Source organism: Streptomyces sp. NPDC104367, assembly GCF_055583825.1.
Genome location: NZ_JBVJND010000008.1, coordinates 239,582 through 263,472 on the forward strand (window position 1 = coordinate 239,582; position 23,891 = coordinate 263,472).

Sequence of the window (23,891 nt, forward strand, 5' to 3'; positions counted from 1 at the left end):
TCCCTCCCCCTTCTCCGAAAGGCGCTTCCCCCATGGCACCGCGCATCCTGTTGGCCCGGCACGGACAGACACAGTGGTCGCTGTCCGGCAAGCACACCGGCAGGACCGACGTACCGCTCCTGGAGGAGGGCCGCCGGGGCGCCAAGCTGCTCGGCGAGCGCCTGCACCGGCCGCCGTTCGACGGCCTCGCCGGGGTCGAGGTGCGCACCAGCCCCCTGGCACGCGCGCGTGAGACGTGCGAACTGGCGGGCTTCGGCGACCGCGCGGAGCGCTGGGACACGCTGATGGAGTGGGACTACGGCGCGTACGAGGGCCTGACCCCCGCCGAGATCCAGTCCGTCCGCCCCGGCTGGCTCATCTGGCGCGACGGGGTCCCCGAGGGGGAGACGCTCGCCGAGGTGACCGCACGGGCGGACGAGGTGGTCGCCTGGGCGCGCTCGGCCGACCGCGACGTCCTGGTCTTCGCCCACGGCCACATCCTCCGGTCGATCGGCGCCCGCTGGCTGGGGCTGCCCCTCGACTTCGCGGCCCGCATCAGGCTGAACCCGACGTCGCTGTCGGTGCTGGGCTGGGCCTACGGCGAACCGGCCGTCGAGAGCTGGAACGACCTGGGCCACCTCGCCGGGTAGGCACGCGGCCCACCCGGCCTGCACGGCGCACGCGGCCCACCCGGCCTGCACGGCGCACCCGGCTCACCCGGCCTGCACGGCCTGTGCGGCCCAGCCGGCCTACACGGCCCTCGGCGTGGACGTGTGCCGGTCCAGGAACTCCTGGACGCCGCTCGCGCGGCGGTGCGGCAGCAGCACCCGGGCCGTGCCCGCCAGCATCGCCTGGATGCGGGACGACTGGACCTGGTCCAGCAGGTCGAGCACCCGCATCCCGGCCGTCGCCGCCTCGTCCGGGCGGCCGCCCCGCGCGAGGTCGTCGGCGAGTTCCGCCGTGTACAGCGCGATGTTGCGGGTGAAGTGCGGATCCTGGAGGTCGGCGGCCCGGCGCGCGTGCCGCGCCGCCCGCGGCCAGTCGCCCAGCGTCGACCAGCACTGCGCCTCCAGGCCCTCCAGCTCGGCCTCTCCGTAGAAGCTCATCCACTCGGGGTCGGCGTCCGAGTGGCCTCGCTCGAAGAGGGCCTGCGCCCGGGCCAGGGCCTGTTCGCAGCCGGTGCGGTCGGCGAGCCCCGCCCAGCCGCCCGCCTCGCGCAGCGCGAGCAGGGACATCAGGCGGGCCGAGCCCAGCGGCCGCCCGACCCGCTGCGCGGCCTGGGCCGCCCGTACCGCCTCCCTGGGCCGCCCGGCGTCCCGCGCCAGGAACGCCGTGTTGCAGAAGGCGTGCGCCTCCAGCCCGGCGTCCCCGGTCATCCGCGCCGTCGCCAGCGCCTCCGCGTAGTGCGAGCGGGCGTCGTCGAAACGGCCGGAGTCATGGGCCAGCCAGCCCACCGAGATGGCCAGTTCACCGGCGCCCGAGTGCAGGCGTTCGGCGGTCGTCTGCCGGGTCGCGCCGGCGTCCAGCAGCGCGTACGCCGCGCGCAGCGGGGCCGCCGCGCGCCGGTACAGCCCGTCCGCGCCGTGCCGGTCGTCCAGCAGCCGGATCCGCCGTACGGCCTCCTCCAGGGCGGCCGCGTGGGAGGACCCGGCACGGCGCACCGGCCGGTCCGCCGCCACGGCGTCGATGGTGAGGCCCAGGGGGGCCATCGTGGCGGCGGCCACCGTGGCGCCCCCGCCGGTCATGAATAGGCGACGCAGCACGTCGCTCTCCTCGTAGTTGTCGTGCGTCTCGTACGGGTCCTGCGGGTCATACGGCCCGATGGCCCCCTGCGTCTCACCTCCGGGGAGGAAGGGGGGCTCGTCCTCGGGCGGCCGGGCCCAGCGTCCGCGGACGGACGAGCGGGGCGCGAAGCCGAGATCGGCGAGCGTGCGGCCGGGGAACATGTGCAGGAACACCCGTTCGTACGCGTAGTTCGGGCAGCGGATCTCACCTGCCTCGACCCGGCCGATGTAACGCGCGTCACAGCTCACCCGCTCGCCGATCTCGCGGGCGGCACGCCGTACCAGCGCGGCGAACTCGGCCGGCGAATGCCGGCCTCGCAGCTGCCGGAAGGCGAGGTTCGGCCGTACCGGCCGATCGGGCTGTGACGAGGTCGTTGGTGACGACGTCATGGCCGGGTCCTCTCGTGCGAACCGTCGAACCATGCCGGACTCATGGTGAGTTGTCCGTGTGGACCCTTGGTTCCGGCGGGCAAGAACGTACCTGGTGTGTCGGACCCGTGATGCCGGGTTTGGCTACAAACCGGATATCTCATGCACGATCTGCCATGAACTGCCATCCTTTGCGGCTGACTTCCGCCGTAGCCGTTGACGCGGTGGCGCGTTGGACCTCCTGGACTGCAAGGGGGGCTGCGTGGTGGAGGCCGGGATGGAGACCAGCCAGAGCAACGATCCCTGTGCGCCGTCGGCACCGGCGGCAGGCGACACGGGATGCGACCTCGTGACGGTGCCGGCCAGACAGGGCCTGGAGGCGGTCGACATCCTGCGCCGGGGGACCGGGGAGGCGGTGGGGCCGGTGCTGCACGACGACGGGGGCGACACCCTCGGCTTCGTGGTGCCGGCCGGTACCGCGGCGGGCTGGGACGTCCCCGGCAGCACCTGTACGGGGACCGACGGGCGCGGGCTGCGGTTCGACCCCGAGCCGCCCGTCGAGGGGTCCGACTGGCTGCTGCCGCCGGGCGAGGCCGACCTCGCGACGGACCCGGCGGTCCTGCGCCGGGCGCTCGGCGAGGCGGCCCGGCTGATCGAGGCCGCGGACAGCTGTCGCTGAATTTCCCGTACGGCCGCCGCCTGCGAAAATGGCGCAATGGGCAAGTCCAGGAACTCACGGCGCCGGTCGGCGTCCGCCGCCGAACCCGTGGTCGAGGCCGTCGACGGCGGCCTCGCCCAGCTCCTTCCCGACCCCGACCGCGGCCGGGCCTGGACGCTGCTCATCGACGGCGCCCCGCAGTCCCATGTCGACCTCGACGACCCCGGCTACCTCTCCTTCGAGTACCAGCGCCGCCTCGGCCATGTGATCGACCTCGTCGCGCCGCCGGGCCGGCCCCTCCAGGCCGTCCACCTCGGCGGCGGGGCGTTCACGCTGGCGCGGTACGTCGCGGCCACCCGGCCCCGCTCCACCCAGCAGGTCGTCGAGCGCGACGCGGCCCTCGTCCGGCTGGTCCGCCGGGAGCTGCCCCTGGACCCGAACGCGCGGATACGGGTGCGGTCCCTGGACGCGCGCGAAGGGCTGGGGAAGGTGCCGGAGGGGTGGGCGGACCTCGTCGTAGCGGATGTGTTCGCCGGGGCGCGCACCCCGGCGCACCTGACGTCCACGGAGTTCCTGGACGAGGTGCGCAGGGTGCTGCGGCCCGGGGGCGTGTACACGGCGAACCTGGCGGACGGACCGCCGCTGGCCCATCTGAAGGGGCAGATCGCCACCGCGGGGGCGCGGTTCGCGGAGCTCGCGGTGGTCGCGGACGCGGCCCTGTGGCGGGGGAAACGGTTCGGCAACGCGGTGCTGGTGGCGGCCGATGTACCGCTGCCCGTCGCGGAACTGACCCGGCGTTGCGCTTCCGACCCGCACCCCGGGCGGCTCGAACACGGGCGGGCACTGCGGGATTTCACCGGCGGGGCGGCCGCCGTCGGCGACGACGCGGCGGTGGCTTCGCCCGCTCCGCCGCCGTCGGTCTTCCGCTAGCCGTCAGCCGTCAGCCGTCAGCCGTCAGCCGTCAGCCGCCGACCGTCGGCCGCCAGTTGCGGGGACCGTGGCTCAATACGTCTCCACCTGCACGTTCGGCGGGCCGTCGTGCCAGGTGCAGAAGACCGACACCCGGTCCGTGCTCCGGCTGAACTCGACGCGGATCCAGTACTCCGTCTTCCACACCTGCATCGACCAGCCCGTCGCCGGCGTCGCCGACACCAGGGTCGCGCTGGTCTCGCCCAGGTCGAAGACCGCCCGTCCGCCGTCCGTGTCGTACGCCTTGACCTGGCCCGAGGCGGAGGCCGAAGCGGACGCGGCGGCGGAGGCCGACGGAGTCGGGGACGGCGTCCGGGTCCGGGACGGCGTCGGGGTGGGAGTCGGCGACGGAGTCCTCGCCGGGCTCGGCGCACGGGACGTCGAGGACGCGAGGGGCTTGGCACCCTGGGTCGTCGGGGTGTCGTCCGTCGCCGTGACGGGAAGGGCGCGTGGCGGGTCGTAGGCCGTGCCGGCCATCACCGTGTGGACGCCCCACCACGACAGCGTGGCCGCCGCGCCCGTGGCGAGCAGCCAAGCCAGTACGTGTACGAGTCCTCTGCGCATCGCGGGCCATACTGCCTCAGGCGCACCGGCGTGCGCACTCGCCCCGAGTTATCCACAGGCTCCGGCCGGCGTCGTCCGCATGGCGTACGGTGCGGCGCATGGCAAGTGTGCTCGTGGTCGAGGACGACCAGTTCGTACGCTCGGCGCTCATCCGGCATCTCACCGACGCCTCGCACACCGTGCGCAGTGTCGGTACGGCACTGGAGGCGCTGCGCGAGGTCGCCCATCTCCGTTTCGACGTGGTCATCCTGGACCTCGGACTGCCGGACCTGGACGGCTCCGAGGCGCTGAAGATGCTGCGCGGCATCACCGACGTGCCCGTCATCATCGCGACCGCGCGCGACGACGAGACGGAGGTCGTCCGGCTGCTCAACGCCGGTGCGGACGACTACCTGACGAAGCCGTTCTCCGTCGAGCACCTGTCGGCGCGGATCGCCGCCGTGCTGCGCCGGGCCCGGTCCGGCGGCGGCGAGCCGGCACCGTCCAGCGTGCTGCGGGTCGGCGGACTGACCGTCGATCCGCTGCGCCGGCAGGCCGAGCTGGACGGGGCGCGGCTCGACCTGACCCGGCGTGAGTTCGACCTGCTGGCCTTCCTGGCCGGCCGGCCGGGGGTCGTCGTCCCGCGCAGGGAACTGCTGGCGGAGGTCTGGCAGCAGTCCTACGGGGACGACCAGACCATCGATGTGCATCTGTCGTGGCTGCGCAGGAAGCTGGGGGAGACCGCGGCCCGGCCGCGCTATCTGCACACCCTGCGCGGGGTCGGGGTGAAGCTGGAGCCGCCGGGCGGGGAAGCGGGGCCGGTCGGATGAGATGGGCACTGGTCAAGGTCTGTCTGGCGGTCACCGCGATGGTCGTGGTCGCCTTCGCGGTGCCGCTCGGACTGGTCGTCAAGGAGATGGCCCGCGACCGCGCCTTCTCCAACGCCGAGCGGGAGGCCGCTGCCGTCGCCCCCGCCCTGTCCATCACCACCGACCGGGACAAACTGGAGCGGGTGGTGGCCTCGGCCGGCGCCGACCAGGGCATGGCCGTGCACATACCCGCGGCCGGGGGCGCCGCCGCCGTCGACATCGGCCGCCGGCGCGCCGCCGACCGGGACATCTCGGCCGTGCGCAGGCTGGGCAGGGCGTCCACCACCGAAGTCGCCGGCGGGTCCACCCTGTTGCAGCCGGTCGCGCTCGGCACCGGCGCCATCGCGGTCGTCGAGGTCTACGTCCCCGAGTCCGAGGTCAGACACGGCGTCGGCACGGCCTGGGCGGTGCTGGCCGCCGTCGGCCTGGCGCTGGTCGTCGGCTCGGTCGCGGTCGCCGACCGGCTGGGCGTACGGATGGTGCAGCCCGCCCAGCGGCTGGCCGAGGGCGCGCACGAACTGGGGGAGGGCAAGCTGGGGTCGCGGGTGCCGGAGGACGGCCCGGCCGAACTGCGGCTGGCGGCCGTCGCGTTCAACTCGATGGCCGACCAGGTCGTCCAACTCCTCGCCAACGAGCGGGAGCTGGCCGCGGACCTGTCCCACCGGCTGCGCACCCCGCTCACCGTGCTGCGGCTGAACGCCGCCTCGCTCGGGGACGGCCCGGCCGCCGACCAGACCCGGGCCGCCGTCGCGCAGCTGGAGCGGGAGGTCGACACCATCATCCGTACCGCCCGGGAGGCCAAGCCGCAGACCGCGGCGGTCGGACCGGGCGCCGGGTGCGACGCGGCCGAGGTGGTGCGCGAGCGGATGGGGTTCTGGTCGGCGCTCGCGGAGGACGAGGGCCGCAAGTGGCGGCTGGCCGGCGTCGACCGGCCGGTGCGCATCCCCGTCGCCCGGACCGATCTGGCCGCCGCGCTGGACGCGTTGCTCGGCAACGTGTTCCGGCACACCGCCGAGGGCACCGCCTTCGCGGTCGACGTGCACAACGGCGAGGACGCGGTGATCGTGCTGGTCTCGGACGCCGGGCACGGCATCCGGGATCCCGAGGCGGCGATGGCCCGCGGGCGCGGGTCCGGGGCGGCCGGGTCGACCGGACTCGGGCTGGACATCGTGCGCAGGCTCGCCGAGTCGACCGGCGGCGACGTGCGGATCGGCTCGTCGGTGCTCGGCGGGACCGAGGTGCGGATCTGGATCCAGCTCGACGGCCGGAAACCGGAGCGCAAGGGGCACCGAGGGAGCGTGCGGCGCCGTCGCACCGGGCGCCGGACCCGGAAGATTGGTCTCGACCTTTAATCGGTCCCGATGCCTTCCTTAAGCGCACCCTAAGATCCCCGACGGCCGTCCCTATCAGGCCGTTTGTCCGGTTCCCGGTCGCTAGCGTGCTGCCGCACCCCACCCCATTCGGCAGGCGAAGGCAGGCACGCGCATGAGCACGCACCGGCGCAGAATCAGTGGCAGGAACAAGGCGATAGGCGGATTCGTCGCGGCGGCCGTCGTCGGCGGCGGGGCCTTCCTGTTCACCGGCATCGCGCAGGCCGCCGGGGTCGGCGCCGCGTACACGAAGACCAGCGACTGGTCGACCGGGTACACCGCGCAGTACGTCGTCACCAACAACAGCGGGGCGACGGAGAAGGACTGGACGCTGGAGTTCGACCTGCCGGCCGGGGCGAAGATCAGCTCCCTGTGGAACGCCGAGTACACCGTCAGCGGCCAGCACGTCACCGTCAAGCCGCCGAAGTGGGAGACGGACGGGCTGGCGGCCGGCGCGTCGGACACCGTCGGCTTCGTGGTCAACGGCAGCGGCGACCCGACCGGTTGCCGGATCGACAACGCGAGCTGCTCCGCCGACGGCACCGCCACCCCGGAGCCCAGCGGCCGCCCGAGCACCACCGCGACCTCGACCCCGACGGCCACCGCCACCCCGACGGCCTCGGCCACGGCGTCCGCCTCGGCCACGGCGTCCGCCACCGCCACCGCCACCGCCACGGCCACCGCCTCGCCGAGCCAGAGCAGCGGCACCGGGTCCGGCACCACCACCTCCGCCGGCTTCGCCCCGTACGTCGACACCTCCCTCTACCCGGCGTTCGACCTGCTCGCGGCCGCCGACGCCACGGGCGTGAAGAACTACAACCTCGCCTTCGTCACCGACGGCGGCGGCTGCACCCCCAAGTGGGGCGGGGTCACGGACCTGGCCAGTGACGCCGTGGCCGCCCAGATCGGCTCGCTGCGCGCCAAGGGCGGTGACGTCCGGGTCTCCTTCGGCGGCGCCTCCGGCTCCGAGCTCGCCACCACCTGCTCCTCGGCGGACGCGCTGGCCGCGGCGTACGGCAAGGCCGTGGACGCCTACAACCTGACCAAGGTCGACTTCGACGTGGAGGGCGGCGCGCTGCCCAACACCACGGCGAACACCAACCGGGCGAAGGCCATCGCCAAGCTCCAGGCCGCCCACCCGGACCTGGACGTCTCCTTCACCCTCCCGGTCATGCCCGAGGGCCTCACCCAGGACGGCGTGAACCTGCTCTCCAACGCCAAGGCCAACGGCGTGAAGATCAGCACCGTCAACATCATGGCGATGGACTACGGCGCCTCCTACAGCGGCGACATGGGCACGTACGCCACCCAGGCGGCCACCGCCACCCAGGCCCAGGTCAAGAGCGTCCTCGGGCTCTCCGACACCGCCGCCTGGAAGACGGTCGCGGTCACCCCGATGATCGGCGTCAACGACGTCTCCACCGAGGTCTTCAAGGTCGACGACGCCACCGAACTGGTCGCCTTCGCCAAGTCCAAGGGCCTCGGCTGGCTCTCCATGTGGTCGGCCACCCGCGACCAGCAGTGCTCCGGCGGCGCCAAGTCCACCGCCGACGCCACGTGCAGCTCGATCGTCCAGGACAAGTACGCCTTCTCGAAGGCCTTCGCCGCGATCGGCTGACCCCGCCGCCACCAGGCACGGCCGCGCACACCCCGACGGGCGGGGCCGGTTCCACCGGCCCCGCCCGTCGCACACCCGTCACCCGCCCGTCGCACACCCCTTCGCGCCCTAGAAGATCCCCGGTCCGCCGAAGCCCCCGAACCCGCCCGGTCCGCCGGGCCCGCCGCCCATGGGAGGACCGTGGTGGTGGAAGCCGTCGAAGATCGCGTCGGCCAGGAGCATGCCGCCCACCCCCGCCGCACCCGCGACCAGGGCCGTCTTCCACCACGGCGTGCTGTACCAGCCGCCGGGGACGGTACGGCCGCCGACCGAGCCGCCCGGGTAGTAGTAAGGAGTCCCGGCGCCCGGCCGGTCCGAGGACGTGTACGTCTGGCCGCCCACCGACACCTGCTGCCCCGCCGTCGCCGAGCCCATCGGGGGCAGCGCCGGACCCGGGTCGAGACCCAGGGCGGTACGGGCCGCCCGCACGTAGTGCAGGCCCTCCACCGCGGTCTGCGTCACCAGCGCGTACTGCGCCGGGGTGTACGCCGTCGCCAGCTGGTTCTGCGCCGCGCGGTGCCGTTCCGCCGCGTCCGCCAGCGCCTGCCGGGCCGCCCGCTCGTCGCCCGCGTCCAGCGTCGCGAGGCCGCCGCCCAGCCGGTCCACCCAGCGGGTGGCCTCGGCCCCGGCGTCGGCGGTGAAGTCCTGCTGCGCCGTCCGCCCGGCACCCGTCGCGGCCCGCTGCCGGTTCCGGCCGGCCAAGGCCACCACCGCGGCGACGACCAGCGCCAGCGTCACCAGCGCGATGAAACCCATGACGTCCTCCGATGTCCCCGAGGCGCGATCACCTCGTGCGTCCCATGAGACGCCCCGGAGTTGAGAGGCCGCTGATCGAAGGCTGAGCGGTTCCTGTGAGATGCGGAGGACGATGCGCGAGGGCACGGCACCGGCCGGGAAGGGGACGGGGTGTTCCGGGGGGCGCCCCAACGCCCCCCGGAACGCCGCCGGGTCACGCCACCGGAACCTCCGGCAGCGTGCCCGTGCGGGCCACCTCCCCGTACCAGCGGGCGCTGGACTTCGGCGTCCGCGCCAGCGTCCCGTAGTCGACGTGCACCATGCCGAACCGCTTGGCATAGCCGTACGCCCACTCGAAGTTGTCCATCAGCGACCACAGGTAGTACCCGCGCACGTCCGCGCCGTCGGCGACCGCCCGCCGCACCGCCGCCAGGTGGCCGCGCAGGTAGGCGATCCGCTCCGGGTCGTGCACCCGGCCGTCGGCGTCCACCTTGTCCTCGTAGGCGGCGCCGTTCTCCGTGATGTACAGCGGCAGGCCGGGCGCCTCGCGCGAGTACCGCATGATCAGCTCGTGCAGCCCGGACGGGTCGACCGTCCAGCCCATCTCGGTGCGCTCGCCCGGCGTCTGGTGGAAGGCCACGTCGTCCGCCGCCGGCCACGGCGAGGCGCCGCCCCCGTGGCCGTCCGCGCGGGGTCCGGCCGGTGCGCGGTTCCCGGCCGACACCAGCGCCGGCGTGTAGTAGTTGAGCCCGAGCAGGTCCAGCGGCTGCCGGATCGCGTCGGTGTCGCCGTCGAGGACGTACGACCAGTCGGTGACCGACGAGGTCGCCTCCAGCAGCGTCGCCGGGTACGCGCCGTGCAGCACCGGGCCGTGGAAGACGCCGTTGGCCAGGTCGTCGATCCTGCGGGCCGCGGCCAGGTCGGCGGGGTCCTGCGAGAGCGGCCGCACCACCGAGGAGTTGAGGCTGATCCCCACCCGGCCGCGGGCCGGCAGCACCGAGCGCAGGGCCGAGGCGCCCAGTCCGTGCGCCAGGTTGAGGTGGTGCGCGGCGCGCAGCGCGGCCGCCGGGTCGGTCCGGCCGGGGGCGTGCACGCCGGCGCCGTAGCCCAGGAAGGCGCTGCACCAGGGTTCGTTGAGGGTGATCCACTGGTCGACCCGGTCGCCGAGCGCCTCGCCGACGATCCGCGCGTACTCGGCGAAGCGCGCCGCGGTGTCCCGCTCCGGCCAGCCGCCCGCGTCCTCCAGCTCCTGCGGCAGATCCCAGTGGTAGAGGGTGATCGCGGGCTTGATGCCCTTCGCGAGCAGCTCGTCCACCAGGCGCCGGTAGAAGTCCAGGCCCACCTGGACCGCCGGGCCGCGGCCGGTCGGCTGCACCCGGGACCAGGAGACCGAGAAGCGGTACGCGGTCAGGCCCAGGTCCGCCATCAGCGCCACGTCGTCGCGGTAGCGGTGGTAGTGGTCGACGGCGATGTCACCGTGGTCGCCGTCGACCGTCTTGCCCGGCGTGTGGCTGAAGGTGTCCCAGATGGAGGCGGTCCGGCCGTCCTCCCGCACCGCCCCCTCGATCTGGTAGGCGGAGGTAGCGGCACCCCAGAGGAAGGCCGGAGGAAAGCTCTCGGTCAACGGATCGGGCATGGAAGCGCTCCCATAGTCGGTGGGCCCCATTATGCATGGGAGCGCTCCCACGGCAAAGGGTCCGCACCCGCCCGCGCTCCGGCCCGCCCCTCGCGCCGCAGCTGCCCGCACCGGACGCACCCGCCCCTGCCGTCCCCCGCGCCCCGCGCACCCCGTCGGCGACAGCCCCGAAAAGCCCTCCGTTCACCTCTCGGTGAGCGGTTCCGGAGGTTCCCCTCCTCGCCGGGGGAAGGGCCGCACCACCCCGTCCCGACCTGCGACGTCTGTGACGCCTGGGATATGCGCCTCTGTGACCTGCGTGATTCCTCGGGGAGACGCGCCGATGTCCGGCCGGTGAAACCCGGCGGTGCGACACGTTCCCGTGACGTACGGAACACGCTTGCGCAACAACGCCGTTTTCAAGTCTTGACAGCTGGCCCGGCAGGAACCAGTCTTCCGGCATGCCGCGTGGGAGCGGTCCCACGGGCAGTCGGGGGAATCTCTCCCGTGTGGAGCGAACCACCCCATGGCCCTTCCCTCTGCCGTTATCGCACCCCGTTGACCAGCACCTTTTCACCGCACGCCGCGTGCTGTGGGCTGGCCGCTGCTCGCACCGAGAGGGCAGGTCAGGACCGTCGGACCCCGGCGGCCCGATTCCTGAGATCCCGTTCCCCACTGGAACAAGGAGTAGTGGAATGCGTATCACCCGTACCGGTCGTCGCGGCCGCAGAGCGGCGGCCCTGACCACATCGGTCCTGACCGCCTCGGCACTGCTGCTGACCGGTTGCAGCAGCGACAGCGACTCGGACGCCTCGGACTCCAACGGGAACATCACTCTCACGGTGGCGGACTTCGGGCAGTTCGGCTACAAGGAGGCCGACCTGTTCGCGAAGTACCACAAGCTGCACCCGAACATCACGGTCAAGGAAGAGACCACCGCCAACGAGCAGGACTACTACCCCAAGCTCCTTCAGCAGCTGAACACGGGCAGCGGCCTGGCGGACGTCACCGGCATCGAGGTGGGCCGCATCAAGGAGGTCGTCGACACCCAGGCGGCCAAGTTCACCGACCTGAGCAAGACGATCGACGTGAACGACTGGGTCTCCTGGAAGGAGAAGCAGGCCACCGCGGCGGACGGCACGGTCATAGGCGCCGGCACCGACATCGGCCCGATGTCCCTGTGCTATCGCAAGGACCTGTTCGACAAGGCGGGTCTGCCCAGCGACCGCGACTCCGTCGCCAAGGCCGTCGCGGGCGGCTGGGAGGACTACCTCAAGCTCGGCGAGCAGTACAAGAAGAAGGCCCCGTCCGGGACCTACTTCATGGACTCCGCGAGCGCCATGTACAACGCGGTCGTCAGCTCCTCCGCGCAGCAGTACTACGACGCCGACGGCAAGGCGATCTACAAGGACAGCCCCTCCGTGCAGCAGGGCTGGAACCTGGCCGCCGAGGCCGCGTCGAAGAAGCTGACCCAGGGTCTGCCGCAGTTCACCGACGCCTGGACCGCGGCCCTGCGCAAGGGCACCGTGGCCACGGTGGCGTGCCCCGCCTGGATGGCGGGCCAGATCTCCACCAACTCCGGTGACGCCTACAAGGGCAAGTGGGACATCGCCAAGGCGCCCGGTTCGACCGCCGCCAACTGGGGCGGCTCCTTCCTGGCCGTGCCCAAGAGCGGCAAGCACACCAAGGAGGCCGCCGCGCTCGTCAAGTGGCTGACCGCGGCCGAGCAGCAGGCCGAGGTCTTCAAGGCGATCGGCGTCTTCCCGTCGAACAAGGGCGCGTACGACCTCGACAGCGTGAAGAGCGCCAAGCTCCCGTACTTCAACGACGCGCCCGTCGGCGAGATCTACGCCGACGAGGCCAAGTCCATCCCCGAGGCGGTGCTCGGCCCGAAGGACGCGACGATCAAGGACACGATCTCCACGCAGATCAACAACATGGAGCAGCGGGGCACCAAGCCCGCCGACGCGTGGAAGGCCGCGACCGAGGCGATCGACAAGGCGATCGGCTGACGACCGGCGGTGCGGACGGCCCGACCGGCCGCCCGCACCGCCCCGCGGCGCGCGGACCCGCCACCGGCGGGCCGCGCGCCACTCGGCGGCAACCCGCCCCGACACCGCCCGCCGATCCGGCGGTTTCCGTCGTGTCGTCATCGTCTTCGCCACCCGGTCGCAACCCCAGGAAGGAACTCCCCCGTGGCAACCACAACCCCCACACGGGGTGCCCCCACCCCGCCCGCCGGCGGCTCCGGTGCCGCGCCGAACGGCCGCGGCACCTGGCGCAGCCGGCTGTGGCGCTTCGACGACCTCGCGTCCCCGTACGCCTACATCGCCCCCTTCTTCCTCGTCTTCGGCGCCTTCGGGCTCTACCCGCTCCTCTACACGGGCTGGATCGCCCTGCACCGGGTGGAGATGACGAGCCTCAACACCTCCGAGTGGGTCGGCTTCGACAACTTCACCAAGATCCTCCAGGACTCGGAGTTCTGGACGGCCGTCACGAACACCTTCCTGATCGGCGTCATCTCGACCGTCCCGCAGCTGCTCGTCGCCCTCGGCCTCGCCCACCTGCTCAACTACAAGCTGCGCGCCAGCACGTTCTGGCGGACGGTCATCCTCACCCCGTACGCCACCTCCGTGGCCACCGCGGCCCTCGTCTTCGCCCTGGTGTTCCGGGCCGACGGCGGCATCCTCAACTGGGTGCTGCACTTCGTCGGCATCGGCAACACCGACTGGGGCAACGGCGAATGGACCTCGAAGATCGCCATCTCGGTCATCGTGATCTGGCGCTGGACCGGCTACAACGCCCTGATCTACCTGGCCGCCATGCAGGCCGTGCCCACCGACCTGTACGAGGCCGCCTCCATCGACGGGGCGACCCGCTGGCAGCAGTTCCGCAAGGTGACCATCCCCTCGCTGCGGCCGACGATCCTGTTCACCATCGTCATCTCGACCATCGGCTCCATGCAGCTGTTCGGTGAGCCGCTGCTGCTCCAGGGCGGCACGCTCGGCTCCACCGGCGGCAGCGAGCACCAGTACGAGACCCTCAGCATCTACCTCTTCAACTACGGCTGGAAGCTGGGTCACCTCGGTCCCGCCGCGGCGGTGGCCTGGGCCATGCTCGCCCTGCTGCTGCTCATCGCCCTGATCAACCTGATCGTCGGCCGGTTCGTGCGCAAGAGCGCGGCCTGACGGGAGCGAATCGATGACCACGACCAGCCCCACCAAGACCGTGCCGGGCCTCGACCCGGCGCCGCCGGTCGCCTCCCAGGGCAGGAACCGCGTCCGTCTCAAGCTCGGCGCCGGGCAGCAGCTCAAGGGCGGCCCCCTCACCTACACCGCGCTGATCATCGTCGGCCTGGGCTCGATCTTCCCGCTGTACTGGACCCTGGTCGCCGCCTCGCACGACCAGCAGCGGGTCCTCGACAGCCCGCCGCCGCTGCTGCCCGGCGGCAGACTCTGGACCAACCTCCAGACCGCCTGGGACCAGGCGCACCTCGGCAAGGCCATCGTCAACAGCGTCATCGTGGCGGGCTGCATCACCGCGGCCACCCTGTTCTTCTGCACGCTGGCCGGCTACGCCTTCGCCAAGATGCGCTTCCGCGGCCGGGGCGCCCTGATGACCGCGGTCATCGCCACCCTGACGATCCCGCCGCAGCTCAGCGTGGTCCCGCTGTTCATGATGATGGCGGACATCGGCTGGGGCGGAAAACTGGAGTCGGTGATCTTCCCGACCCTGGTCGGCGCCTTCGGCGTCTTCTTCATGCGCCAGTACCTGCTGGAGGCCCTGCCCTACGAGCTCATCGAGGCGGCCAAGGTGGACGGCGCGACCAACATCCGCATCGTGTGGAACGTGGTCCTGCCCGCGGCCCGCCCCGCGATGATGGTGCTGGGCATGCTCACCTTCGTCCAGGCGTGGAACGACTTCTTCTGGCCCTTCCTCGCGCTGAACCAGGAGAACCCCACCCTCCAGGTCGCGCTCGGACAGCTCAGCGCCTCCTACACCCCCGACCAGAGCATCGTCATGGCCGGCGCCCTGATCAGCACCCTGCCACTGCTGCTGGTCTTCGTGATCTTCGGCAAGCAGATCGTCGGCGGCATCATGGCGGGCGCCGTCAAGGGCTGACGCCCGGCCGCCGCGGCCCCGCCGTCCCCCGCCGTCCCTGCCCCGCCGTCCGGTACGGCCCGCCCCGCACACGGGCCGTACCCGGCGGGGCGCCCCCGCGTGCGGCCCGTCCCGTCCGGACACCGCCCGCGTCAGGCCCCCGGACCCCTGTCCGGCCCCTTCCCCCCGTCCTTCCCCACGCCACTTCGGGAGCGCTCTCACCATGACCGCCGTACGAACCGAGACCACTGCCCAGTCGGCCTTGCACACCTCCTTCCCGCCCGGCTTCGTCTGGGGGGCCGCCACCGCCGCCTACCAGGTGGAGGGCGCCGCCGCCGAGGACGGCCGCACCCCGTCCATCTGGGACACCTTCAGCCACACCCCCGGGAAGGTCCGCAACGGCGACACCGGGGACATCGCCGCCGACCACTACCACCTGTACCGCGACGACGTGGCGCTGATGAAGGACCTGGGCCTGAAGGCCTACCGGTTCTCCGTGTCCTGGTCGCGGGTGCAGCCCACCGGCCGGGGGCCCGCCGTCGAGCGCGGCCTGGACTTCTACCGCCGGCTCACCGACGAGCTCCTCGGGGCGGGCATCACCCCCGTCGCCACCCTCTACCACTGGGACCTGCCCCAGGAGCTGGAGGACGCGGGCGGCTGGCCGCAGCGCGACACCGCGCACCGCTTCGCCGACTACGCCGAGATCATGGCCCGCGCCCTGGGCGACCGCGTCGGGGTCTGGACCACCCTCAACGAGCCCTGGTGCACCGCGTTCCTGGGCTACGGCTCCGGTGTGCACGCACCGGGCCGCACCGACCCGGCCGCCACCCTGCGCGCCGCCCACCACCTGAACCTGGCCCACGGGCAGGCGGTCGGCGTGCTCCGGGAGAACCTGCCGTCGACCGCGCAGACCTCCATCACCCTCAACCTGCACCAGGTGCGCCCGCTCGGCGACAGCCCCGCGGACGCCGAGGCAGCCCGCCGTATCGACGCGGTCGGCAACCGGATCTTCACCGGCCCGATCCTGGACGGGGCCTACCCCGAGGACCTGCTCGCCGACACCGCGCACATCGTCGACTGGGCGGAGCTGGTGCACGACGGCGACCTGGCGGAGATCAACCGCCCCATCGACCTGCTCGGCGTCAACTACTACGCGCCGACCGTGGTCTCCGCGGCCCCCGAAGGCGCCGCCAGCACCCGGGACGACGGCCACGGCGCGAGCGACCACTCGCCGTGGACCGGCGCCGGCGACGTCGCCTTCCACCTCGCCAACAACCAGCTCACCGCGATGAACTGGGCCATCGACGCGAGCGGGCTGCACACCCTGCTGACCGACCTGGCCGCCTCCCACCCGGAGCTGGCGCTGATGGTCACCGAGAACGGCGCCGCCTTCGACGACTACATCTCGCCCGAGGGCCGGGTGAACGACCCGCAGCGGATCGCCTACCTCCACTCCCACCTGGACGCCGTCCGGCAGGCCGTCGCCGACGGGGCGGACGTGCGCGGCTACTTCCTGTGGTCCCTGCTGGACAACTTCGAGTGGTCCTACGGCTACTCCAAGCGCTTCGGAGCCGTCTACGTCGACTACTCGACCCAGCGACGCATCCCCAAGGCGAGCGCACACTGGTACGCGGAGGTGATCCGCCGGAACGCGCTGCCGGAAGGCGGTGAGCAGGGCTGACCCGCCACGGCCCGGGCCCGGTCGGCCGCGGGCGACGGGGCCGGGAGCGGCCCGGCCACGGCTGTTACATTCCTGGCCTGAAGGCTGCGAACGGAAGGCGGCGACCATGACGGTCAAGGGTGAGCGGAGCCGGGGGGCCCGGCGGCCGACCCTGGAGGAGGTCGCCGCCAAGGCAGGCGTGGGCCGCGGCACGGTGTCCCGGGTGATCAACGGTTCGCCCCGGGTCAGCGACGCGACCCGGGCGGCCGTGGAGGCGGCCGTGCACGAGCTCGGCTACGTCCCCAACACCGCCGCCCGCGCGCTGGCCGCCAACCGCACGGACGCGATCGCGCTGGTCGTTCCCGAGCCGGAGACCCGGTTCTTCGCGGAGCCGTACTTCTCCGACATGCTCAGCGGTGTCGGTGCCGAACTCTCCGACACCGAGCTGCAGTTGCTGCTGATCTTCGCGGGCAGCGACCGGGAGCGGCAGCGGCTCGCCCAGTACCTGGCCGCGCACCGGGTCGACGGCGTGCTCCTCGTCTCGGTGCACGCCGACGACCCGCTGCCCGACCTGCTCGCGCAGCTGGAGATCCCGGCCGTGATCAGCGGTCCGCGCTCGGCGACGGAGACGCTGACCTCGGTGGACTCCGACAACTACGGCGGCGCCCGGTCGGCCGTGGAGCACCTGCTGGCACGCGGCCGCGGCACCATCGCCCACATCACCGGCCGGCTGGACGTGTACGGCGCCCAGCGCCGCGTCGACGGCTACCGCGAGGCGCTGCTGGACGCGGGCCGCTCCGAGGACGAACTCCTCGTGGAACCGGGCGACTTCACCGAGGAGGGCGGCCGGCGCGCGATGACCAGGCTGCTGGAGCGCAGTCCGGGTCTGGACGCGGTGTTCGCCGGTTCGGACGTGATGGCGGCCGGTGCCCGGCGGGTGCTGCGCGAGACGGGCCGCCGTATCCCCGAGGACGTGGCGCTCGTCGGCTACGACGACTCGGCCATCGCCCGGCACATGGAGCCGCCGCTCACCAGCGTCCGCCAGCCCATCGAGGAGATGGGCCGGGCGATGATCGACCTGCTGCTGGCGGAGATCGCCGACCGCCGCCCCGCCGCCGCCCGCGGCCCGGAACGCCGGCACGCGGTGCTCCCGACGGAACTGGTGGCCCGGGCGTCCTCCTAGCCCCGGCCGGGGCGGCCCGGGGGCGGTCACCCGGGCCGGCCGTGCCCCGAAAGCAAGTCAGCCGGTGACCCGTCTTTCGACGAGGTCACCGGCTGACGGTGCAGGGTGAGTGACGGGACTCGAACCCGCGGCATCCTGGACCACAACCAGGTGCTCTACCAGCTGAGCTACACCCACCACGACCGGCAGTCATTCCGTGGTCTTTCCGACCGGCCGAGAAAAAGTGTACAGGGTCCGAAGGGGTGCTCGCGCACGGCTTTCGGGGAGCCCTTCCGAGGGCCTCCCCGGCGGCTATTCCGCAGGCAGGACGTGCCGGGCCGCGATGGTCCGCGCGGTGTCGGAGTCCGGGCCGGGCTGCGGCACGAAGATGGCCTCGCGGTAGTAGCGCAGTTCCGCGATCGACTCGCGGATGTCGGCGAGGGCGCGGTGGTTGCCGTTCTTCTCCGGGCTGTTGAAGTACGCCCGCGGGTACCAGCGCCGGGCGAGCTCCTTGACGCTCGACACGTCGACGATCCGGTAGTGGAGGTAGCCCTCCAGGGCGGTCATGTCCCGGGCCAGGAAGCCGCGGTCGGTGCCGACGGAGTTTCCGCACAGCGGGGCCTTGCCGGGCTCCTTCACGTGCTCCCGGACGTAGGCCAGGACCTGTTCCTCGGCCTCGGCCAGCGTCGTGCCGCCGGCCAGCTCGTCGAGGAGTCCGGAGCTGGTGTGCATCTGGCGCACCACCTCCGGCATCGTCTCCAGGGCCTTGGCCGGCGGACGGATGACGATGTCCACGCCCTCGCCGAGCACGTTCAGCTCGGAGTCGGTTACCAGTGCGGCCACCTCGATGAGCGCGTCGTCCGACAGCGAGAGGCCGGTCATCTCGCAGTCGATCCACACCATGCGATCGTTCATGTGTCTAACCTTACGGCGCGCCGCCGTGACCTGAACCGACCGTGCGGCGACCTTGTGGGCGACGTCGCGGACGGGACCCCGCGAACGGCGACCGCCCACCCGGCCTGGCCGGATGGGCGGTGCGGTGGATCAGCTGCCCGTGCGGGGGCCCGGCAGGCTGGGCGACAGGCCCATCGCCGCCGTCCTGCGGGTCTGCATCGGCAGGACCCCCTCGGGGTACGGGACCGCGAGCGGACCCGTCGGTGCCAGTGCGGCCGGCTCCGGGGTGTCGGCCCGCTCGGCCTGCGGCCGGCGCGCGCGGTACGCCGCCCGGTACGCGGCCGGGGACGAGCCCAGCTGGCGCCGGAAGTGGCCGCGCAGCGCGACGGGGGAGCGGAAGCCGCAGCGGCCCGCGACCTCGTCCACCGAGTAGTCCGACGTCTCCAGGAGGCGCTGGGCCTGCAGCACCCGCTGCGTGATCAGCCACTGCAGGGGGGCCGATCCCGTGAGCGAGCGGAAGCGGCGGTCGAAGGTGCGTCGCGACATGTACGCCCTCGCCGCCAGTGTCTCCACGTCGAACTGTTCGTGGAGGTGCTCCAGCGCCCAGGCGACGACCTCGGCGAGCGGGTCGGCGCCGATCTCCTCTGGTAAAGAGCGGTCCAGGTAGCGCTCCTGACCGCCGGAGCGGCGGGGCGGGACCACCAGGCGGCGGGCGAGCGCACCGGCCGCCTCGTTGCCGTGGTCCGTCCGCACGATGTGGAGGCAGAGGTCGATCCCGGCCGCGGTACCGGCCGAGGTCAGTACGTCGCCGTCGTCCACGAACAGCTCTCGCGGGTCGACGTGGACCGACGGGTAGCGCTTGGCCAGTGTCGGCGCGTACATCCAGTGGGTGGTGGCCGGGCGGCCGTCCAGCAGGCCGGCGGCTGCCAGCACGAACGCGCCCGTGCACAGCCCGACGATGCGCGCGCCCTCCTCGTGGGCACGGCGCAGTGCGTCGAGAGCGTCCTCGGGCGGCGGCGCGGTGATCGAGCGCCAGGCCGGTACGACGACCGTGCCGGCCCGCGAGATCGCCTCCAGGCCGTGCGGCGCGGTGAGTTCCAGGCCTCCCGTGGTGCGCAGCGGGCCTTCCTCGCCTCCGCACACCAGCAGCCGGTAACGGGGTACGCCGGCGTCCTGGCGGTCTATCCCGAACACCGACAGCGGTATGGAACTCTCGAAGATGGGGCCGCCGCTGAACAGCAGCACCGCGACGATCTCCTTGCGGCGTCGCCCGGACAGTTTCCGGGCCGCGGCTTCCGGCGCGGCAGTGGAGTCGTGGCTCATACTGCTAAGCCCCCCTCGGTGGTCGCGGCTCCTCGGTTGTGTCGCTCCTGCACGTTTCCCCTCGGTCCTGCACGAGTCCCCCGCCGTAAGACAGTCAAGATCGAATCTACTGGTTCCCGCGGTGTCGCGTTGACCAGTTCGACACGCCGCCGATTGTCGACATGACAACTTGGCGTGAAGCATTCGATCACGAAGGGTTGCACTCACGGGCCGTGCAGGGAAGTGCGCCTCGTGGCAGTGGCCAAACCGCGTAGGGTGCGTGGGTCCTTCCGGACCCTTTCCGTGCAGGTGGAACGGGGGTTGGGGGGTGGTCGGGGCGCCTCTTGCGCAGGGTCGGGAAGTTGGCTGAAAAGAAGCGTTCGTGTGCACGGAAACCGGTCAGTCGACCGGTGTAGTGCTCCCGGTGTGACGTGTGCCTCCCCGGGCCGCCCCGCGCTCCGAGCGGCGCAGCAGGAACCGGCACGCGGTGGTGACGGCCGCCAGCCCCAGCGCGGTACCGGCCGCGCCGGCCAGCGAGGTGCCGTACCAGAGCAGGACCACGGGCACGAGCACACAGGAGAACACGGCCCAGCGGACCACGTCGCCCGCGGGGTCCTGGGCGGGCGTGGGCTCGGGGGTGGGACACGGTCCGGACATCGTCGTACTCCCTTGTCGTACTCCCATGTGGTGCACTCGTACCCGGGATCAACGCGTGTTCGAGCGGTCGGTCACCGTGCGCGGGCCCGTCGCGCTGTCCGAATCCTGTGCAAACCGCCTGTACGGGGCAGCAACCATTGCGTTACGGGCGCGGCTCGTGCATGCTCCGGGGAACCCCTAACCCACTCCGGAGGGTCCCTCCTGCGGAGCGTGCGCGGGATCTGGGCTGAGGAGGCGTGCCGCCGTACCCTTGGGGGTATGGGGTTGGGAAGATGTTTCCCGGACACAGCTCCGCCGCACATGCCGCCCCTCCCCTACACAAGGATCACAACGCCGAGACAGCCATGGCCGGTCACGAATTCTTCGATCCAGCGGACCGCAAGCGGCCGGTCGCCGACCCCACGGCGGCCGATGCCCTGGCGGCGGAAGACTCACGCCCTTCCTGCGATCCTGCCTTCAAGCACGGGGTGGTCGTCGGCTTCGACGGCTCCACCTCCAGCGAGCGCGCCCTCGCCTACGCGATCGGGATGGCCCATCGCTCCCGCACGGGGCTGATCATCGTCCACGTCGCCAACCGACTGCCCACCACCGTGTGGGCCGGCTGCGAGCCACCCGTCTTCGTCGACGTCCCGGACCACCGCACCGAGGTGCTCGGACTCGAACTCGCCTGTGCCGACTACCTGTCGGAGGTGCCCTGGATCCTCGTCGAGCGCGGCGGAGACATCTGCCACGAACTCGAGGAAGTGGGGCGGGAGTACGAGGCCGACGCGATCGTGGTGGGGTCCACGCACGGTATCGTCGGCCGGATCTTCGGCTCCGTCGCCGGACGGCTCGCCAAGCGGGCCAAGCGGCCCGTCATCGTCATTCCGTGACTCCCCGTCCTCCCAGGTGGGATGGGGAACGGGCGCGGTACGGCCCCTTTTGCGCGGTGCGTAAAACTACTGGCGCGTAGAGGTGTTTGTGCCCTTGTGAAGGGCATATATCGGTCACCGCGCGCAACTGCACCAAGCATGAAGGGAGCCCGCCGTGGACAACGACGTCTCCGCGGGAAGCGGAACCACCACCGTGGCCGGCCGACTCGCCCTGGGGATCACCCTGTTGGCGTTCGGCCTCGGAACCACCGGCGTGATCGACGGTGTCACCGCCTCCGACGCCGTGTCAGTCGCCCACTATGTGGGCGGAGTCGCCCTCCTCCTCGTCGGCCTGCTGGCCTTCCGGGACCGTGACACCGTGAACGGTACGGGCCAAGTGGCCCTCGGCGCCCTCTGGTTCACCTGGGCCGTCTCGGCGGGCGGCCCCGCCTCGGCCAACGGTGCCGGGCTCTTCCTGCTCCTCTTCGCCCTCGTCGCCCTGTCGTTGGCCCTCGCGGGCGGCGACACGCTCGGACAAGCCGTGCACGGGCTGCTGTTCCTGGCGATGCTGCTCCTCGCCGTCGCGAGCTTCGCGGACAGTTCGTCACTGACCAAGGTCGGCGGGTGGGTTGCCGCGGCGGCGGGAGCGGCGGCCTGGTACGCCGCGACGGCCGCGCTCGCGCACTGGCCGACGGCGCTTCCGAGGCGGGCTGCCGGCCGGGGGGTGACGGCCGCCGGCTGAAGGCAGCCGACGCCGGGGAAGTCGGGCGGCCCCGGCGACACATAGAGCGGACCCCCTGTGGCCTCATGGCACACATGGGGGTCCGCTCGGCCGTCCGGCCCGCTGCGGCCGGCCCCCACGCACCCGCACGGACCATGCGGCCGTCCTACTCCACCGTCACCGACTTCGCGAGGTTGCGCGGCTTGTCGATGTCGCGGCCCAGGGCCTTCGCCGTGTGGTACGCGAGGAGTTGGAGGGGGATGCCCATCAGGATCGGGTCCAGCTCGTCCTCGTTCTTCGGGACGACGATCGTGCGGTCGGCCTTCTCCTGGTGCCGGTGGGCCACCGCGAGGATCCTGCCGCTGCGGGCCTTGATCTCCTCCAGGGCCGCGCGGTTCTTCTCCAGGAGGTCGTCGTCGGGGACGATCGCCACCGTGGGCAGGGCCGGCTCGATCAGCGCCAGCGGACCGTGCTTCAGCTCGGACGCCGGGTAGGCCTCCGCGTGGATGTAGGAGACCTCCTTCAGCTTCAGGGACGCCTCGCGGGCCACCGGGTAGCCCCGGACGCGGCCGATGAAGAGCATCGAGCGGGCCTCGGCGTACTCCGCGGCCAGCTTCTCGATCTCCGCCTCCTGCGCGAGGATCTCCGAGATCTGGGCCGGCAGCTTGCGCAGGCCCTCGATGATCCGCTTGCCGTCGCGGACCGACAGGTCCCGGATGCGGCCCAGGTGGAGCGCGAGCAGCGCGAACGCCACCGTCGTGTTCGTGAAGCACTTCGTGGAGACCACGCAGACCTCGGGACCCGCGTGCACGTACGTGCCGCCGTCCGCCTCCCGCGCGATCGCCGAACCCACCACGTTCACCACGCCCAGCACCCGCGCGCCCTTGCGCTTCAGCTCCTGCACGGCGGCCAGCACGTCGTACGTCTCACCGGACTGGGAGACGGCGATGTACAGGGTGTCCGGGTCGACGACCGGGTTGCGGTAGCGGAACTCGGAGGCCGGCTCGGCGTCGGCCGGGATGCGGGCCAGCTCCTCGATCATCTGGGCGCCGATCATGCCCGCGTGGTACGAGGTGCCGCAGCCGAGGATCTTGACCCGGCGCACGGCGCGCGCGTCCCGGGCGTCCAGGTTGAGGCCGCCGAGGTGCACGGTGGAGAAGCGGTCGTCGATGCGGCCGCGCAGCACGCGGTCGACCGCGTCGGGCTGCTCGAAGATCTCCTTGTGCATGTACGTGTCGTGGCCGCCCATGTCGTACGACTCGGCCTCCCACTCCACGGTGGTCGGCTCGGCCGTCGTCCGGGTGCCCTCGGTGGTGTAGGTGCGGAAGTCGTCGGCCTTGAGGGTGGCCATCTCGCCGTCGTCGAGGGTCACTATCTGACGGGTGTGGGCGACCAGCGCCGCGATGTCCGAGGCGACGAACATCTCCTTGTCGCCGATGCCGAGGACCACCGGGGAGCCGTTGCGGGCCACCACGATGCGCTCGGAGAAGTCGGCGTGCATGACCGCGATGCCGTAGGTGCCCTCGATCAGGCGCAGCGCCTGGCGGACCTTCTCCTCCAGCGTCTCCGCCTGGGAGCGGGCGATCAGGTGGGTGAGGACCTCGGTGTCGGTCTCGGAGAGGAACTCGACGCCGTCCGCCTCCAGCTTGCGGCGCAGCTCGGCGGCGTTGTCGATGATGCCGTTGTGCACGACGGCGACCTTCTGGTCGGCCGACATGTGCGGGTGGGCGTTCATGTCGGAGGGCGCGCCGTGGGTGGCCCAGCGGGTGTGGGCGATACCGGTCGTGCCCTTGAAGCGCGCCGGGACCTTCGCCTCCAGGTCGCGGACCCGGCCCTTGGCCTTGACCATCTTCAGGCCGGCCGTCTTCGGGGAGGTGATGACGATGCCCGCCGAGTCGTAACCGCGGTATTCCAGCCGCTGGAGGCCCTCCAGGAGGAGGGGGGCGACATCGCGCTTACCGATGTATCCGACAATTCCGCACATATATAGGTGTT

Annotated in this window: 21 protein-coding genes and 1 tRNA gene; 13 read left to right on the top strand and 9 right to left on the bottom strand. The window is 72.2% G+C overall.

Annotated features, from left to right (window positions below; genetic code table 11):
- The first annotated feature begins 32 nt into the window (after positions 1-32).
- Positions 33-629, top strand: a complete 597-nt coding sequence (locus ACZ619_RS14870; protein ID WP_469598599.1) for a histidine phosphatase family protein — start codon at positions 33-35, stop codon at positions 627-629.
- A gap of 99 nt (positions 630-728) precedes the next feature.
- Here the strand turns inward: ACZ619_RS14870 and ACZ619_RS14875 are convergent, their stop codons facing one another.
- Positions 729-2,153, bottom strand: coding sequence for a hypothetical protein (locus ACZ619_RS14875; RefSeq protein ID WP_469598601.1), 1,425 nt, complete (start codon positions 2,151-2,153; stop codon positions 729-731).
- Between the two features lie 256 nt (positions 2,154-2,409).
- On the opposite strand from ACZ619_RS14875, the gene ACZ619_RS14880 reads away from it, so the two are divergent.
- Complete coding sequence (locus tag ACZ619_RS14880; RefSeq protein WP_469598603.1) at positions 2,410-2,811, top strand: hypothetical protein; 402 nt, start codon at positions 2,410-2,412, stop codon at positions 2,809-2,811.
- Between the two features lie 36 nt (positions 2,812-2,847).
- Positions 2,848-3,720: a spermidine synthase gene (locus ACZ619_RS14885; protein WP_469598605.1), complete on the top strand. Its 873-nt coding sequence runs from the start codon at positions 2,848-2,850 to the stop codon at positions 3,718-3,720.
- Positions 3,721-3,792: 72 nt separating this feature from the next.
- Here the strand turns inward: ACZ619_RS14885 and ACZ619_RS14890 are convergent, their stop codons facing one another.
- A complete protein-coding gene (locus ACZ619_RS14890; protein ID WP_469598607.1) occupies positions 3,793-4,323 on the bottom strand; it encodes a hypothetical protein in 531 nt (176 codons plus the stop codon).
- Positions 4,324-4,421: 98 nt separating this feature from the next.
- Here ACZ619_RS14890 and ACZ619_RS14895 point away from each other — a divergent pair, with 98 nt between their 5' ends.
- The 3 genes from ACZ619_RS14895 (at position 4,422) to ACZ619_RS14905 (ending at position 8,159) form a co-directional block, all read left to right on the top strand.
- Complete coding sequence (locus tag ACZ619_RS14895; RefSeq protein WP_469598609.1) at positions 4,422-5,132, top strand: response regulator transcription factor; 711 nt, start codon at positions 4,422-4,424, stop codon at positions 5,130-5,132.
- The gene (locus ACZ619_RS14900) at positions 5,129-6,523 is read left to right on the top strand and encodes a sensor histidine kinase (RefSeq protein WP_469598611.1); all 1,395 of its coding nucleotides are present in this window, start codon (positions 5,129-5,131) and stop codon (positions 6,521-6,523) included. Before ACZ619_RS14895 ends, ACZ619_RS14900 begins: the two co-directional genes overlap by 4 nt.
- Positions 6,524-6,656: 133 nt before the next feature.
- Positions 6,657-8,159, top strand: a complete 1,503-nt coding sequence (locus ACZ619_RS14905) for a glycoside hydrolase family 18 protein (RefSeq protein ID WP_469598613.1) — start codon at positions 6,657-6,659, stop codon at positions 8,157-8,159.
- 108 nt (positions 8,160-8,267) lie between these two features.
- On the opposite strand, the gene ACZ619_RS14910 is transcribed toward ACZ619_RS14905, so the two are convergent.
- Both ACZ619_RS14910 and ACZ619_RS14915 read right to left on the bottom strand, forming a co-directional pair.
- A complete protein-coding gene (locus ACZ619_RS14910; RefSeq protein WP_469598615.1) occupies positions 8,268-8,954 on the bottom strand; it encodes a hypothetical protein in 687 nt (228 codons plus the stop codon).
- A gap of 193 nt (positions 8,955-9,147) precedes the next feature.
- On the bottom strand, positions 9,148-10,569 hold the full coding sequence (locus ACZ619_RS14915; protein WP_469598617.1) for a GH1 family beta-glucosidase: 1,422 nt from the start codon (positions 10,567-10,569) through the stop codon (positions 9,148-9,150).
- 674 nt (positions 10,570-11,243) lie between these two features.
- On the opposite strand from ACZ619_RS14915, the gene ACZ619_RS14920 reads away from it, so the two are divergent.
- The 5 genes from ACZ619_RS14920 to ACZ619_RS14940 all read left to right on the top strand — a co-directional run bounded on the left by ACZ619_RS14920 (position 11,244) and on the right by ACZ619_RS14940 (position 17,492).
- The gene (locus ACZ619_RS14920; protein WP_469598619.1) at positions 11,244-12,560 is read left to right on the top strand and encodes an ABC transporter substrate-binding protein; all 1,317 of its coding nucleotides are present in this window, start codon (positions 11,244-11,246) and stop codon (positions 12,558-12,560) included.
- A gap of 183 nt (positions 12,561-12,743) precedes the next feature.
- The gene (locus tag ACZ619_RS14925) at positions 12,744-13,736 is read left to right on the top strand and encodes a carbohydrate ABC transporter permease (RefSeq protein WP_469598621.1); all 993 of its coding nucleotides are present in this window, start codon (positions 12,744-12,746) and stop codon (positions 13,734-13,736) included.
- 13 nt (positions 13,737-13,749) lie between these two features.
- Positions 13,750-14,670, top strand: a complete 921-nt coding sequence (locus tag ACZ619_RS14930) for a carbohydrate ABC transporter permease (RefSeq protein WP_469598623.1) — start codon at positions 13,750-13,752, stop codon at positions 14,668-14,670.
- A gap of 202 nt (positions 14,671-14,872) precedes the next feature.
- Positions 14,873-16,330 (top strand): GH1 family beta-glucosidase, encoded by a 1,458-nt coding sequence (locus ACZ619_RS14935; RefSeq protein ID WP_469598624.1) that lies wholly within the window; start codon positions 14,873-14,875, stop codon positions 16,328-16,330.
- 106 nt (positions 16,331-16,436) lie between these two features.
- Positions 16,437-17,492 carry a LacI family DNA-binding transcriptional regulator gene (locus tag ACZ619_RS14940; protein WP_469598626.1) on the top strand — a complete coding sequence of 352 codons (1,056 nt, stop codon included), beginning with the start codon at positions 16,437-16,439 and terminating at the stop codon, positions 17,490-17,492.
- Between the two features lie 104 nt (positions 17,493-17,596).
- Here the strand turns inward: ACZ619_RS14940 and ACZ619_RS14945 are convergent.
- The 4 genes from ACZ619_RS14945 to ACZ619_RS14960 form a co-directional block, all read right to left on the bottom strand.
- Positions 17,597-17,669 (bottom strand) — tRNA-His (locus ACZ619_RS14945).
- A 114-nt stretch (positions 17,670-17,783) separates the two neighbouring features.
- The gene (gene orn / locus ACZ619_RS14950; RefSeq protein WP_469598628.1) at positions 17,784-18,386 is read right to left on the bottom strand and encodes an oligoribonuclease; all 603 of its coding nucleotides are present in this window, start codon (positions 18,384-18,386) and stop codon (positions 17,784-17,786) included.
- A gap of 129 nt (positions 18,387-18,515) precedes the next feature.
- Complete coding sequence (locus ACZ619_RS14955; RefSeq protein ID WP_469598630.1) at positions 18,516-19,688, bottom strand: helix-turn-helix domain-containing protein; 1,173 nt, start codon at positions 19,686-19,688, stop codon at positions 18,516-18,518.
- Positions 19,689-20,066: 378 nt separating this feature from the next.
- Entirely contained in the window at positions 20,067-20,324 is a 258-nt protein-coding gene (locus ACZ619_RS14960) for a hypothetical protein (RefSeq protein ID WP_469598632.1), read from the bottom strand.
- A 344-nt stretch (positions 20,325-20,668) separates the two neighbouring features.
- Between ACZ619_RS14960 and ACZ619_RS14965 the strand changes: the two genes are divergently transcribed.
- Both ACZ619_RS14965 and ACZ619_RS14970 read left to right on the top strand, forming a co-directional pair.
- Complete coding sequence (locus ACZ619_RS14965; RefSeq protein ID WP_469598633.1) at positions 20,669-21,196, top strand: universal stress protein; 528 nt, start codon at positions 20,669-20,671, stop codon at positions 21,194-21,196.
- A 154-nt stretch (positions 21,197-21,350) separates the two neighbouring features.
- Positions 21,351-21,917 (top strand): GPR1/FUN34/YaaH family transporter, encoded by a 567-nt coding sequence (locus tag ACZ619_RS14970; protein ID WP_469598635.1) that lies wholly within the window; start codon positions 21,351-21,353, stop codon positions 21,915-21,917.
- A 145-nt stretch (positions 21,918-22,062) separates the two neighbouring features.
- Here the strand turns inward: ACZ619_RS14970 and glmS are convergent, their stop codons facing one another.
- A complete protein-coding gene (gene glmS, locus ACZ619_RS14975) occupies positions 22,063-23,880 on the bottom strand; it encodes a glutamine--fructose-6-phosphate transaminase (isomerizing) (protein WP_469598637.1) in 1,818 nt (605 codons plus the stop codon).
- Positions 23,881-23,891: the final 11 nt, after the last annotated feature.